Raw genomic sequence first — 13,494 nt, 5'->3', positions numbered from 1 at the left:
CTCATGCGCGGCGCTTGCCCCGGCACCATGCTGAACGGCATGCGAGCGAAGCGGGCACGGTGGTCGTGGTGAGCCCCCGGCGCGAGCCGTCGACCGGCGAGCAGGTGGGGGTCGCCGTGGCGCTGCTCGTCATCGACCTGATGGTCATCGCCTGGCTGGTGGTCATCCAGTACGGCATGGCGGTGTGGGCGGACAGCTACGACGGAGGGAATCCGCCCGGCGCGCCCAAGCAAGCGCTGCGGGGAGCATGGCTCCTGGCGGGCGGCGCGGTCGTCACGGGCGGCGGCCTTCTCGCGCTGGGGTGGCGTCTTCCCGGCATTGCGCAACTGGTCGTCCTGGGAGCCGGAGCAGCGCTGCTCGCCTCCTTCGCCGCCCGCTGAACCCACGCGGACGGCACGGGCGACGAGCCCGGCGGAGCCGCCAGGGGCGCCCGGCATGCTGCCGGGCGCCCCGGGGCACGGGCGGCCGCATGACGGTCCACGCCGCGGACGAACCGCTGACGGTGACCGGCCTCAGGAGCAACCGGCCGAAGCCGGCGCGGACGCGGCCGAGGGGTCCGTCACGCCGCCGTCAGCGCCGCCAGAGCGCGGTCCATGGCGGCGTTGAACTCCTCCGGCGCCAGCGGCAGCCGGGACTTGACGTCCCGGCTCCACTGGTCGGCGAGAACCTCGGCGGAGCCCGCCTCGACACCGTCGAGCGCCGCATCGGCCAGGTCCGACGGCGCGATCTTGTCCACGGGCCAGCCCGCGGCCATGTCGGTGTCGGCCAGCCCGAGGTGCACCGCCGTCACGAGCGTGCCCTGCTCGGCGAGCTCCAGGCGGACGCCGTTGGTCATGGCCCAGGCGGCGGCCTTGGTCAGGTGGTAGGCGTTCGCGCCCTTGCCCCCGAACCAGGACATGGCGGAGAGGACGTTGACGATCGCGCCCCCGCCGTTCCCGGCCAGCGCCGGTGCGAACTCCCGGATCATTCCCAGGTGGCCGAACACGTTGGTCTCCAGCTCCTGCCGCACCGCGTCCGGCGAACCGGTCAGCAGGTCGGTCCCCGTCTGGATCCCCGCGTTGTTGATGAGCAGCGAGACGTCCGGGGCGGCCTCGGCGGCGGCCCTCACAGACGCCGGATCGGCGATGTCGAGGCGGAGCACCTCGACCCCCGGCAGGTCCACGGTCTCGGGGCGGCGAGCCGTCGCGTAGACCTTGCGTGCGCCCCGTTCGATCAGGCGCTGGGCGAAGGCGCGGCCCAGACCGCGGTTGGCTCCGGTGACAAGGGCAACTGAGTTGTTGACGTCCATGTCCGCTACGCTAAAACCTGACGTTGACGTCAGAGGCAAGTGCTGGTCGTCAGAACGGCCGGGCGAGAGGAGCCACCATGCCCGTCACCGAGGCCGCGACCCCGGCCGAGCGGCTGATACGCATCGGCGAGGTGGCCCGGGGCGCCGGCGTCTCGGTACGCGCCGTGCGCTACTACGAGCAGCAGGGACTGCTCCGCGCCGAACGGAGCCCGTCCGGCCAGCGTCTCTACCGGCAGGACGCCATCCCCCTGGTCCGCTTCTTCCAGCAGATGTACGCCGCCGGCCTGACCAGCCGAAGGATCGCCGAACTGCTTCCGTGCTGGGACTCCGGACACACCGACGCCGAGCAACGAGCCATGCTCCACGCCGAGCGCGCCCGCATCCAAGCCAAGGTCGACGACCTGCAGGCCGCCCTGGACCGCCTCGACGAGGTCATCGCGACCACGAACACCCACCCGTAGCCACGGCAGACCGGACGGCAAAGGGCACCCACTGAACCCAGCGGCTGCCCTGCCGTCGAGACGCTTGGTTCGGCTCATGCCGCCTGTGTCGGGCGGTCCGCTCCCGCGTCGCTCACGCGCTGCCGGTTACTGAGCGGCGCGTGGTCAGACCTGCCCGAAGTCGATCTCCACGAGGAAGGGGGCCGCTGCCTTGAGGATGCCGGTGAACACGTCTCCGTCCCGGTAGGTCTTCGTCGCGGGGTCGAGAACGTAGGTGTACACCAGAGGGACGCCTGTCGCGGCCTGCTCGATCCGCCAGTAGAAGCCGATGCCTGCCTTGGCGTACTGGTCGACCTTAACGATCCGGTCGGTGGTCTCCGAGCCGGGCGGCACCACCTCCGCGACCAGCAGCACGTGCTCGGGGCGGGTGGGGGTGATGTCGATCGTGTCTGCGCGGTACACGACGACGTTCGGGCGGCGATTGGTGAGCGGGACGTCCTGAAGCCGGACGTCGAAGTCAGTGTCGGCGTTCCACTCCGGGCCCGCGGCGGCGTCCAGGGCGTTCGCCAGAATCCGGGCCAGCCGGTTGTGCCGCTTGGACGCACTCGGACTCACCACGACCATCCCGTCCACGATCTCGACGCCGGCGCACTGCTCCTCGGACCAGGACTCGTACTCCTCCGCCGTGATCTGCTCATGCATCCACGCCGGGGCCACCATCTCGGCCGCCATGAAGCACCTCCCGGACGCTGTGCAGCGGGCCCGATCCCGCTGGATTCAGCGTACTGCCTGCCGCCCGCCGGCCCGCCGATCGCACTCACGTCCCTCTCGTCCGCCGGCATCGGCGCAGCAGCCGGGGCCACTGCACGGGCGCTCATCGATCTGGTGCGCCCCTGGCGCGCGCCTGGTGCATCACGTGGGCCCTCCGCACACTCTGCCCTGGTCCCCTGACAACTGCTTCTCTGGAGCGGCTGATTCGCACGGATCAGAAGCAGATCAAAGTGCTGCGGAGAAGGAGAGGAACGCTCTTGACGCCGCAGTCCCCATCCCAGGGCCCGGAAAAGTGGCCCGCCCGCAGCTTCCTCGGTGGCACGCCATCCACAAGGCCTTCGCCGAACTGCGCAGGGACGAACTCATCACCACCGGCTACCGCCGCACCACCGTCCTCGACCTGAATCGGCTGCGGGCAATCGCCCAGCTTCCCGCAGCCGTTCCGTAACAGGGGCGTCGCCCGCCCCGTCTGCCGAGAACCGTATTTCTACGACCCACTCGGTGTTCCCCTTATCCGGGCGCACAGTTGACGCCCGACCTCGTTCGACCACGGCAGACGGGTGACCGATTCCATGACATCGCAATCGCGCTGCCGTCGCGAGTCTGCGACGTCAGATGAGGACGCAGACGACAGTGACCGCCCGGGTGGATGTCAGGCGTGGTTGTCAGGAGGGGACCGCCGCCGGAAATCCGGAGGCGGTCCCCTCCTGAACTGGTGCCCCCGGCTGTGACCTGCGGAAATGTCGGCCGTGGGGTGCCTGGCCCGGGAAAACACCCCTCCGCGGTTCTCATGTGTTCGCAAGGTTTCCCGGCCTCATGTGTGCTGGATCCGTTCCGGGCCGGTTGCGGGGGACCTCTTGCCGCGGATCGTGGGCGCGGGGCGCGGCCAGGGGGAGACGTAGGCCGTGCAGGGCCGCTAAGGGTTGTGCTATGCAATTGAACGCATATACCGTTGATTGCATGACGGAGCGGTGGGAGATCGAGATCGAACCCGAGGTGCGGGATTGGTTGGAGCTGCTTCCGTTTCGCCTCTACCGGCGGGTGGAGGACAAGACGGACCGTCTGCTGGACGAGCCGACGACGCTCGGTGAGCCGTACTCGCGGCACCTGGGCGGCAAGCTGCGTGAGCTGCGCTTCGAGCTGGACGGCGAGGCCGTGCGCATCCCGTACTGGCTCGCTCCCGGGCAGCGGATCGTTCTGCTGACGGTGTTCCGCAAGACGAGGATGCGTGAGGCGGCGGAAGTCGAGCGTGCACACCAGGCGCAGAAGCTCTGCGAGGCCGAGCATGGTCATGCCCAGTACACCTACGAGCGGCGCAAGGAGAGCTGATGAATCACAGCACGTGGAGGACGCGCCGGGCCCGGCAGCTTGCGGGTGAGGCGGTGGAGTACGACCAGGAGTACGTCGATGCTCGGCTGGCCGGCGATCTCGGGCAGGCGGTCTACGACCGTCGAATCGAGCTCGGCCTGTCCCAGACCGAGCTGGCCGAGCGGGCCGGGATGACGCAGCCTCAGGTGTCCCGGATGGAGGGTGGAGACACCGTGCCCACTCTCCCGCTGCTGCGACGCCTGGCCAAGGCTCTGGACGGCACCCTGAACCTGGCCATCGACGAGGGCGACTCCCGCGTCACCTTCACCCCGCACGCCGCCTGAAACCGAACCCACAAAAGGCCCCGGACCATGATCGGTCCGGGGCCTTTTGGCTGGTGCCCCCGGCAGGATTCGAACCTGCGACACCCGCTTTAGGAGAGCGGTGCTCTATCCCCTGAGCTACGAAGGCGGGGCTTGATCGAAACCTTGCACGGAACTCGGTGAAGTGTCCGTGGCCAGGTCTGTCTGTCAAGCCCTGAGCGTCCTGGAGGCGACCGCTGTGGCGTGGACAGGCTGGGCCTGTTGACATGCCGCAGCGCCCGCCGAGGCGCTCGATCCACAGGGTACCGGATCGGGGCTCGGGCGGGCGCTGGTGTTGGTGGGTCGGCGGTGGGGTGCTCAGGCGGTGGGGCTCAGCAAGGGTGACGCCTCTTCGTGGAGGGCCCGGCTCGTTGAGTTCTGTGCGAGGACGAAACCGAGGGTGAGGAGCTTCTGGGCCTCGACGCCGTAGGAGATCAGGCGCCCGTTCCACAGTGAGGCGTCGAGCTGGGAGTGGCCCGACTCGGCGTCGCTGCGGTATGGGTAGACGAGCTGGTGGGTGCGGGTGTACTCGGGGATCTGCTGGAGGTGCTCGGCGCGGTGGAATCCGCGTTCCTCGTCGCTTTCGCCGGCCGGGCGTTCACCGGCACGGCTAGTGGTGGCGACGGCGACGCGGTGGATATGGGCCCCGTGGCGGCAGGGAATTTCCAGGACGTGGTACCAGCGGTAGGTGCGGGTGCCTCGTCTTTCCAGTCTTCTGATCGGCACCGGGACCAGTTCCGTCGTACCGTCGGCGAAGGGGACCTTTTCGGCGATGCGTCCGTTAGCGGCCCACAATTCATGGATGCAGCGTCCTGGCCGGAGCGTCTCGTAGAATTGCGGTTCGTTTCCTTTGTGCTGTTTGTTGATTACGAGGCCGCCGCGCCGGGCGATGGCGTCTCGGTGGGTGCCGCGGAAGGCGCCGTCGTAGAGGACGCCCATGCATCCGGGGGCTCTGTCCATAATGTCGAGGACGCCATCGACGGCGATGGCGGCTTCCCCACCCGGGTGCTGATGGGGCACGTAGCGGGAGTCAAGGAAGACCCGGGAGAGATAGTTTTCGTCTTTCCGTGCGGAGAAGAATACGTATTTGGGGCCGTATGCTTCGTTTCCACCTCCCTCTCGCTGTGGGGCAGATGCGGGGTCGATGCGGTGGTAGCGGATTTCTCCGGTTTTCATGTCGATGCTGCGGTGGGCCCGGGCGAGGGTCGGGGATTTGAGTACCGTTCCGTCGGCGGCTATGAGCTGGTGGCGCCCTGGGTTGCTCCAAGAGCGGGTTTCGTCTCCTGGGAAGATTCCCTGCTCGAGCGCCTGGTCCAGTGCGAGCATGCGGTACAGGTCCCACAGGTCGTCCGCGTGGTCCCGCAGTCGGCGCTGGGCGTGGAGCCACTGGGAGCGGGTTGGTCCGGTCTCCGGGAGGAGCAGGGCGGCTTCGGCACCGAGTTCGCTGCGTACTCCTGATCGGAAGATCTTCCATATCTCGGGGTCTTCGAGGTGTGCGGCGGTGCGGCGCGCGGAGGCGAGGACGCTGCGGGCGGCGAGGAAGAAGAGGAACGCAACATCGGGGTAGCCGCGGCGCCGGCCGACCCTGCCGGGTGGCGGGAGGGCTTCGGCAAGGTCAAAGAGGTCGGGGTTGTGGGCGCAGTCGGTGAGGCGCTCGTGGAGGGTGCGGCGGTCCCGTTCGGTGAAAGTGCGCTTGCGCGGTGTGCGCTGGCCGGGCGGGAGGGCGTCCTGGAAGATGTCGTCAGGCACGCTCGGCTCCCGCATCCGGCACAGGGGTCGTCCAGTCGAGGCCGATCAGATCGGCGGCGCGGTCGAGGGAGCGGAGCCCGAGCCGGCGGGCAACGTCCTCGATGTTCCGGTTCTCGTCGTAGAGGCGCACCGCCGCGTACGCGGTCAAGGAGGCTGGCTTGACGTGCGGGTCGGCATTCAGGCCGATTCGGCGGATGAGGTCGGCCAGGGCGACGCAGGCCCTTGCCTGCAACTGTTCGTCCGGTGCCGGAGCCGAGGAGACGGCGAGCCGGGCGTCCGGTGCTCCTTCGGTGCGCAGCTGCTGCCGGGTGACGAAGGCGGATCTGGCCTTCAGGACGCGCAGGGCCCAGGGATCGAGAGGGCACCAGCGGGGGTCGGTTCGTGTGGAGCCGTGCATCCAGACGGCGGCAGCCTGTTCGTCGAGGTCGCGGACGCGGATGTGGCCGATCTCCCCTGTGTGTCCGCCGGACAGCGCCAAGGCGGCGGCTGCTGCGTGCCGGCTGGGCCTGGTGACGTACTCCGCGGCCTGGCGCAGGACGATGGCCTCGTCCTCGTCCAGAGGGCGGACGCGGGTGCGGGTGCGTTCGGGGAGGCGGATGCCACGGGTGGGGTCGGCATTGCTGAGGCCGAGGTCGTACAGGGTGCGGTAGAAGGAGCGCAGGACGGCGCGGCGTTGGTGGAGGGTGGCGTTGGCGGAATCGCCGATCCGGCCGTGGCGGGTGCGACCCTGGGCGTAGATGAAGTCCTCCACGATGTCGGCTGTCACCTCGGCGAGGAGGGTGACACCGCGGTTTTGGCTGTAGCGCGCGTATCGCTCCAGCAGTTGCCGGAAGGCGCGATGGGTCTGGGGGGACATCTGTCCCTGGAAAGTCATCTCGTTCCAATGGGTGACGGCCTGCGCGACGGCATGCTCCAGCGTCGCCTCCGCAGCGGGGCATGCGGGCGGGCGGGTGCCGTCGGGCAGGGCTCGGTCAGGTAGTGGCGCGCGCGGCACGGGCATGGCGAACTCTCCCAAGTGGTGCAAGTTCACACCACTGTGGGGAGGTGGAGATGCCTGTGCAAGCGTTGGCGCGCAAAGAGGTGACGTCGGCGGTCAGCCGCCGACGCGGAAACCCCGTGGTCAGGCCCGCTGGCGGGACAGGACGTCGTAGATCGTGGCGAGCGATCGCATGACCGCGCCGTAGTCCTCCGCGTTCAGTTGTTCCAACTGGTTCATACTCAACGGCAGCACCAGGCCGAACTGCGGGCCGGGTTCGGTGGCGGCGCTGGGCCCTGGCGGTGCAGGGTCGATCGGACGTGAGTGGCGGGTGTCCCTGTCCACCGTGCTGGACAGGGACAGAGTTCCGTCGTCGGCCCGCTCCATGTAGCGGGCGAGTTCCAGCCAGTCCACCAAGTGGACCCATGGGGTCAGCCGGGACGTGGGGTAGGGCCGCATCGCCTTGGCGACATCCTCGGTGCTGAGCGAGGTCTCCGCGGGGACGGAGGCGACCAGCAACTGATAAACCCAGGAGTCGCGCCAGACTTCCCCGAACAGGGTGCGTGCCGCCTCCCGGTCGGTGGGCCATGTCCGGCCGACGCGGGCACCGGCAACGGTCGGGGTCCAGCCGGCCGGGCCGGAGGTCAGCAGCCCGGTGTTGGTCAGGAAACGCAGAGACGCAGTGACATCGCGGTTGAGACCAGTCTCGCGGACAAGGTCGCGGATCTTGGCGGCGGACCGCCCTGTCGCGCAGGTGGTGACGGCGGCGGCGAGGAGATCCATCTGCCGGTCGGCGGAGATGGTGACGGGCGGCATGCGGTAGGAGACCGTCTTGCCACCCGTGCTGGACGCCGTGTCGGTCGTGGCGTACTGGGAGGTGTCCTGGTGACGGGAGCGTCCGGCCACGCCGGACGAGGAGGCTTTCATTTCGTGGTTCCTTGGTCCGTTCGTCGCCGAAGGGATCGGCGGTTTCCGGAAGGGCTCACGCTGAACGGACCGCATGGCCTAAGCTGGCCACCGGTGCGTGAGCCCTTATCTGCAGGGATGCGCCAACGGCCGCCGTGGGCTCGACACTTGCGGCGGCCGATCTGCTTGCGTGAGTCCTTATTCGTCTCTGGTGGCCTCCGTTCCCGCAGCAGCGAGCCAGTACCGGGACTGGCTGTCGCGAACCACGGTGCCTTCCTTGTGCAGCTTGGTCAGCCGGGCGCGGATGCTGGACGCGGAACTCGTCACGCCCATGGCCTCCGCCTTCCGCGTGATCTCCAGCGGGAGCAGACCTCCCCGTCCGCGCAGGACGTGGAGGATGCACTCCTCGATCGTCAGGCTGCTCTGGTCCGGTGCAGACGCAGCCGTACGGGCTTGCTCCTCGCCGTTGCGTGTCCCGTCGGCCTCGCCGGCGTAAGCCTGCATGGCGCGCAGAGTCGCGGTGTTCTCCGCCAGACGCATCTCGAGCGTCGCGATCCGCGCCGCAATCTCGTCGCGTTCACGACGAGCGGCTTCGATCTCGCGCTTCAGCTCTTCCGTGCTGCTGCTCAGGTCGGACAGGAAGCTACGGGTGGACGCGCTGATGTCGTGCACTGCGTCTCCCCCATGTCGCATACCGGCTGGCGCGGTCCTCATGATCCGCGGCGACAGCATAGACAACAACAACTCGCGCTGTCTCCAACATGGTTGAAGCGCCTGAGGTCATGAGGTGCGCGGTTACCCGCTGTGGTGCCCGTAGGTAGCGACTCACCTGGGGGAATGGGGAAGGCGGCCCGCCCAGAGGAGCGCCTGCCGTGGATCGGGGAGCGCAGCGCTCAGCGACCCAAGCGAGCTTCCCATTGACCGTGCGCTCTGCTGAGTGAGCTCACCGCCGCCGGCATCTCCATGCTCCAGCGGGTTGCACTGGGTCCGCTTTCACCGGAGTTCAGCGCAACCCGCGACGGAGCGCGATGGCCAAAGTTGCCGATGAGTACAAGCACTGGTCATCTCACCCGGGACGTAGACCAGGCTTCGTAGGAGCCCCTTGCACGCCGGGCTGGGCTGCTGCCACGCCACCCTGCTCCGGACCGAATGATCAGGACTTCTGCAAGTTGCCGTGGGCCGCTGCTGTCACAGAGGAGGAACTGTAGGAGGAAGCGGCTCAGCGGTTCCTCTTTGCTGATCGTCTCCGGGGCTGCGTCACAGGGGAGCTTCGGTGTGCCACGGGAGGAACCAGTCCAGGGAGGCCCAGTACAACACGGCGAATACCGGACGGTCACCGAGCGGTCCGGAGGCGCGCTCGGGCTGCTTCTATACCGTCGTGGAGCCTGTGGCTCGCCGGGCGGAGGCGGGGCAAGCGGTGGAGTGCGGCCAACGCCTCTGGAGGCTGCCGGTTCGCCCGCCGTGCTCCCGTCCTCGGCTCCCTCCGTCTCCTCCGCAGGGAGCGACTACAGGGCTCGGATCGGATCCGTCTCCATGAGATCGACCCACTCCACCCGGGCACCGGCCCGAGGGCCCGGGACCGGCCGGCCGGCGTCCAGCACGCGCGGCTCAGCGGTTAGGCCAGCGAACCGTCGTGAAACTGCGAATTTCTCTCACAGATGACGTTCCGCACCATACTCACGGAGGAAGCAGCCGGTCGACCCGGTGCCTGCCTTGTTCTTCCATCAGTCATGATGCTCGTATGGGTACCATCCAGTCAGCAGCAGAGATCGAGCCTCTGCTGGAACCCCTCACGGGGCAGAAGATCGCCGCACTCCAGGTGCTCGGCATCAACTCGCTGAAGACGCTTTCGCCACCTCTAGAGGCGCTAGCGGGGGAGGTGGTGACAGCGGCAGATGTCGTCGATCGCACCCTTCGCGTCGACACGACGAGCCATGTCATCTCGTTCGATCTGCAGCGCACCGGTCGGGTGATCCTGCTTGAGTCCGCGGAGCCCTATCGGTTCGTCGCCGGGGCTAATCGCCCTACCGTCCGTCTTCTGATGGTGGATGGGACGGGCCTGGACTTGATCGAACCGGCCAAGACCAAGCGGATCACGGTGACGATCACGACCAGGCCCGCCTGACCCCAGCCGCACCAAAATGATCTACTTCCCAGGGCCGCCTCGATGCAGCTACTCTCGACGCAGAGATATGGGCAAGTCATGGGAGTGGCGATGGGCCAGCAGACGCACCGGAAGGATGACCTCCTGGTCTCCTCCAACTTCATTCGAGCGATCCGGGAGTCGGGCTACGTCAGCCTCTCGACCGCTCTCGCAGAACTCATCGACAACTCCCTCCAGGCCGCAGCGACCGAGGTCGCGATCACGGTCGTGCGGACCAAAGCAGACGATGATCCGGAGATCTCTGTCGAGGACAACGGTCACGGGATGTCGCGTTCCGAGATTGAGGCGTGCCTCCGCTTCGGTGGTTCGTCACGCTTCGACGAGCGGCAATCGTTCGGTCGCTTTGGCATGGGACTGCCTGCCGCCTCGCTCAGCCAGGCTCGACGGATCGAGGTGATCTCCTGGCAGAACGGCCGGAGCGCGCACCAGGTCTCTTTGGACGTTGATGCTGTCGCTGCCGGGGCCCCAGTTGACCTTCGTGCGCGCCGCCAACCTGGCCGTACTGCAGGCTCGGGGTGCCGGGTGGTCTGGCGAAACTGCGACCGCATCGAGTATCGCCGCCTCGCCTGGCTCGAGCGGGCCCTGCGTCGTGACCTCGGACGCCTGTACCGGCGCTTCCTGAGCAGCGGCGAACTTGTCTTGACCATCAACGGGAAGCAAGTCGACTCAGTCGATCCCATGCTCCTCACAACCAGGATCGAGGGCCGTAGTGCACGGCTGGCCTTCGAGCCGATCCGCTATGAACTCGCCACCTCATCGGGCAAGACCGCCTTCGTCACGGTCCGGTTCGCGATGCTGCCGGTTCAGCACTGGCATCACCTGGACAATGTGACCAAACGACGCATGGGCATCGTCGGCGGAGCCGGCGTCTCCATCCTGCGTGCCGGCCGTGAGATCGCGAGTGGCTGGCATCTCATGGGAGCGAAGCGCAAGGAAAATTATGACGACTGGTGGCGATGTGAGATCGACTTCGATCCCATCCTTGATGAGCACTTCGGGATCACTGTGAACAAGCAGGGCATCCGGCCGTCTCAGGAACTTCAGGAGGCTCTTGGGCCGGAGCTGGAGTCGATCGCTCGGCTGCTGAACTTGCGCGTACGCCAAGCCTTTGAGGAGGTCAAGTTCCAAGCGGCAACAGAGACGTCATGCCGTATAGCGGAGGCCGCGGACGCCGACCTGCCCGTTATCCGGTCGACCAGAAAGGGGTCGGGCGCCCTGAGTTACCGAATCGGGTCCGAACAACTGCCGATTGATACGATGTTCACCTCAGCCCTGAAGCGGCGCACGCTCGATGTCACACTGAACGTTGATCATCCAGCCTTCGCAGCGTTGTACCGGCCCCTGCAGGCACTGAGCGACGAGGCGGGGAGAGACCTACGCACTGCACTCGAACTGTTCCTTCTATCCTTCGCCCGTACCACGACCCTCCTGGGCAGCGACGGTCACAACTGTGACGACCTCCTGCGACTATGGAGCAAAACCTACGGACGGATGCTCCAGAAGTCATGAAAGAAGAGGCCAAGCCCGTTACCCTCAGGCTCCCTGCCGACGCTTCCCGTCGGGAGAGGCAGGCGTTCGCTCGTCTCTGCGCCCTGCTGGCAAGTGCTCCGCTCGGATCCACAGATGTGAACAGTCACGATCACTGGATTCAGGCAGCCAAGATCAAGAACCTGTATGAGCAGCCGCTGCTCGCGGCAGCTGCTCACACCGCCATAGATCTGGTAGATCAGGGCTGGACGATCCAGGCCGATAAGTCCGGGCACGTCTTCACTCCCCCGTTGGCGAGTGGTGACCGAGAGAAGGAGAAAGCCCGGATCCGACGCCAGGAGCATCTGCGTCGGGACGAGCAACTCGGGCAGAGCAGCGTTCGGCGCTTCGTCGAGAGTATGGAGCGCACGCACCAGCACGGCGGCCGGCTGGTCTCCATCTTCAATCTGATGCGCGACGGCCGGGAGTTGGCGGATGCACTTCAGAGTGCCGGCGCAACCACAGACGTCATCAGACCGTACGTTCAGATCGTCGACTCCTCGACCTGCGATCTGACAGGTTTCAAGCTTCACGACATCTGGCGATACTTCCGGCACACTTGGTCTAACGCCTACGCAACCGTGCCCGGCCGTTCGATGCCAATCTTGATCCGGGACGCGGCGACTGAATTCCACACCGTCATTGGGCTGGCGGCGATCTCCAGCCCGGTTGTTCAAATCGCCGAGCGCGACCACTGGATGGGCTGGGAAACTGATCAGTTTCTTGAGCAGGTGCGGGCTGAGCCCACTGCTGACATCGCCCGCTGGCTGGCCCGACGGATCACGGTTCAGCAGGAAGAGATCTATGTCGATGATCTCCTCCGCGACGGGATCCTTCAACCGACCGACCTGGCGGCGCCTACCTCGGAAGTGATCGGCCGGCTGCGGGCTGACGCCGAACGGCACCGTCAGCGACACCACCAGGCCAGCACAATCCGCGAGGTCCGCAACATAGAGCGTGGTGCGTGGGTGGATCGGGCCACGACAGATCTGTTTCGCAGTAAGCGTTCAGCAGCGCTTGCCGAGACCTTGGAGATCGTCACCCTCCTTGGGGCCTATCTCTCTCCACCCACAGCCGAAGGACTCGCCAAAGCTTTCTCGGATTCGAAGGCGCGGGCACAGATGCGTCGCGTGGTACGTCGCGCACGAGGGGAGCGGGTCGGCACCGTCATCGCCGACCTCACCGTCTGTGGCGCCGTGGCGCCTTATAACGCGCTGGTGGCGGGTAAGCTCGTAGGGGCTTTGGCCGTCTCACCGAGTGTACTGACGGCTTACCGTGAAAAGTATTCACGCCCCAGTGAGATCGCCTCTGCGATGGCCGGCCGCCCAATCCTGCGCGAGCCTCGCCTTTCCTTCATCGGAACCACTTCGCTCTACGGAACTGGTTCAAGCCAGTACAACCGGTTGTTCTGGCCTTCTGAAGTGATGGGAGGAAAGAGCAGCGCCCGGATGGGATTCCATGAACTCGGACGGTCACGCTCCTTTGGAACCTCTCACTTCTCCAGTGAGACCGTCGAGGCCCTTGTTCGGCTTTCGGCCCTACGCGGATCGCTCGTACGAGTCAACAATCTGTTCGGTGAAGGAGTCAGCCCTCGTCTACGGAAGGTGAGGCTAGGGATCGCCGCACTTGGGTGGCCCGCCAACGAACTCCTCAGGCACGGACGTGAACGCATCCTCTACGGCGTTCCGCTGGTCGAAAACCTGCGGGACTACTCACTCGGCATCGATGAGGAGCCGGAGTACCTACTCAATCCCGATCTGCCTGAAGCAGACGACAGGGTCGCCAACTGGTGGCTTGAACGCTGGTGTCGACAGAGGGCCGGACGCCAGGATGTTCTTGAGTCCATGCGTTCCCATCGGCTAGTCCGCCCAGTCCGGCATGGTGCCCGGGTACCGTTGCCTGCTGGAGACGGGGCGCCGCCGATCGACCAAGGGATGCTGCCCATGTTCACATAGCCGGGAGGCGTCCCTTCGCCGAGTGCGGGGCATGGCCGGAACGGCACG

At 66.8% G+C, this 13,494-nt stretch carries 14 protein-coding genes and 1 tRNA gene; 8 read left to right on the top strand and 7 right to left on the bottom strand.

The genetic code is table 11. The features are described from left to right. Positions 1 to 68: 68 nt before the first annotated feature. Positions 69 to 380 carry a hypothetical protein gene (locus Sdi02f_RS13960; protein WP_031186092.1) on the top strand — a complete coding sequence of 104 codons (312 nt, stop codon included), beginning with the start codon at positions 69 to 71 and terminating at the stop codon, positions 378 to 380. A gap of 179 nt (positions 381 to 559) precedes the next feature. Here the strand turns inward: Sdi02f_RS13960 and Sdi02f_RS13955 are convergent, their stop codons facing one another. Further along, a complete protein-coding gene (locus tag Sdi02f_RS13955; RefSeq protein ID WP_030399265.1) occupies positions 560 to 1,288 on the bottom strand; it encodes an SDR family oxidoreductase in 729 nt (242 codons plus the stop codon). Positions 1,289 to 1,365: 77 nt separating this feature from the next. On the opposite strand from Sdi02f_RS13955, the gene Sdi02f_RS13950 reads away from it, so the two are divergent. Then, positions 1,366 to 1,749: a MerR family DNA-binding transcriptional regulator gene (locus Sdi02f_RS13950; protein ID WP_030399264.1), complete on the top strand. Its 384-nt coding sequence runs from the start codon at positions 1,366 to 1,368 to the stop codon at positions 1,747 to 1,749. A 144-nt stretch (positions 1,750 to 1,893) separates the two neighbouring features. Here Sdi02f_RS13950 and Sdi02f_RS13945 read toward each other — a convergent pair whose 3' ends face one another. After that, positions 1,894 to 2,460, bottom strand: coding sequence for a Uma2 family endonuclease (locus tag Sdi02f_RS13945; protein WP_108933344.1), 567 nt, complete (start codon positions 2,458 to 2,460; stop codon positions 1,894 to 1,896). A 331-nt stretch (positions 2,461 to 2,791) separates the two neighbouring features. Between Sdi02f_RS13945 and Sdi02f_RS13940 the strand changes: the two genes are divergently transcribed. The 3 genes from Sdi02f_RS13940 (at position 2,792) to Sdi02f_RS13930 (ending at position 4,151) form a co-directional block, all read left to right on the top strand. After that, positions 2,792 to 2,947, top strand: coding sequence for a hypothetical protein (locus Sdi02f_RS13940; RefSeq protein ID WP_174843347.1), 156 nt, complete (start codon positions 2,792 to 2,794; stop codon positions 2,945 to 2,947). A gap of 512 nt (positions 2,948 to 3,459) precedes the next feature. Continuing rightward, positions 3,460 to 3,828 (top strand): type II toxin-antitoxin system RelE/ParE family toxin, encoded by a 369-nt coding sequence (locus tag Sdi02f_RS13935; RefSeq protein WP_030399262.1) that lies wholly within the window; start codon positions 3,460 to 3,462, stop codon positions 3,826 to 3,828. Next, positions 3,828 to 4,151, top strand: a complete 324-nt coding sequence (locus Sdi02f_RS13930) for a helix-turn-helix domain-containing protein (RefSeq protein ID WP_030399261.1) — start codon at positions 3,828 to 3,830, stop codon at positions 4,149 to 4,151. Before Sdi02f_RS13935 ends, Sdi02f_RS13930 begins: the two co-directional genes overlap by 1 nt. A gap of 51 nt (positions 4,152 to 4,202) precedes the next feature. On the opposite strand, the gene Sdi02f_RS13925 is transcribed toward Sdi02f_RS13930, so the two are convergent. The 5 genes from Sdi02f_RS13925 to Sdi02f_RS13905 form a co-directional block, all read right to left on the bottom strand. Further along, positions 4,203 to 4,278, bottom strand: a tRNA-Arg gene (locus Sdi02f_RS13925). Positions 4,279 to 4,487: 209 nt separating this feature from the next. After that, a complete protein-coding gene (locus tag Sdi02f_RS13920) occupies positions 4,488 to 5,918 on the bottom strand; it encodes a hypothetical protein (RefSeq protein WP_142199506.1) in 1,431 nt (476 codons plus the stop codon). Next, entirely contained in the window at positions 5,911 to 6,933 is a 1,023-nt protein-coding gene (locus Sdi02f_RS13915; protein ID WP_218030776.1) for a tyrosine-type recombinase/integrase, read from the bottom strand. Before Sdi02f_RS13915 ends, Sdi02f_RS13920 begins: the two co-directional genes overlap by 8 nt. 105 nt (positions 6,934 to 7,038) lie before the next feature. Beyond that, on the bottom strand, positions 7,039 to 7,821 hold the full coding sequence (locus tag Sdi02f_RS13910; RefSeq protein ID WP_108933341.1) for a hypothetical protein: 783 nt from the start codon (positions 7,819 to 7,821) through the stop codon (positions 7,039 to 7,041). Positions 7,822 to 7,998: 177 nt separating this feature from the next. Further along, complete coding sequence (locus Sdi02f_RS13905; protein ID WP_108933340.1) at positions 7,999 to 8,472, bottom strand: hypothetical protein; 474 nt, start codon at positions 8,470 to 8,472, stop codon at positions 7,999 to 8,001. Between the two features lie 1,069 nt (positions 8,473 to 9,541). Between Sdi02f_RS13905 and Sdi02f_RS13900 the strand changes: the two genes are divergently transcribed. The 3 genes from Sdi02f_RS13900 to Sdi02f_RS13890 all read left to right on the top strand — a co-directional run bounded on the left by Sdi02f_RS13900 (position 9,542) and on the right by Sdi02f_RS13890 (position 13,446). Beyond that, entirely contained in the window at positions 9,542 to 9,925 is a 384-nt protein-coding gene (locus Sdi02f_RS13900; RefSeq protein ID WP_108933339.1) for a hypothetical protein, read from the top strand. A 90-nt stretch (positions 9,926 to 10,015) separates the two neighbouring features. Further along, on the top strand, positions 10,016 to 11,473 hold the full coding sequence (locus Sdi02f_RS13895) for an ATP-binding protein (RefSeq protein ID WP_108933423.1): 1,458 nt from the start codon (positions 10,016 to 10,018) through the stop codon (positions 11,471 to 11,473). Further along, positions 11,470 to 13,446 carry a Druantia anti-phage system protein DruA gene (locus Sdi02f_RS13890; RefSeq protein WP_108933338.1) on the top strand — a complete coding sequence of 659 codons (1,977 nt, stop codon included), beginning with the start codon at positions 11,470 to 11,472 and terminating at the stop codon, positions 13,444 to 13,446. The genes Sdi02f_RS13895 and Sdi02f_RS13890 overlap by 4 nt, the downstream gene beginning before the upstream one ends. Positions 13,447 to 13,494: the final 48 nt, after the last annotated feature.

This window comes from Streptomyces ardesiacus (assembly GCF_003112575.1).
In the GTDB taxonomy this organism is placed as follows: domain Bacteria; phylum Actinomycetota; class Actinomycetes; order Streptomycetales; family Streptomycetaceae; genus Streptomyces; species Streptomyces ardesiacus.
Note: the sequence above shows the minus strand (reverse complement) of the source record. Positions and strands in the feature narration are given on the sequence as shown.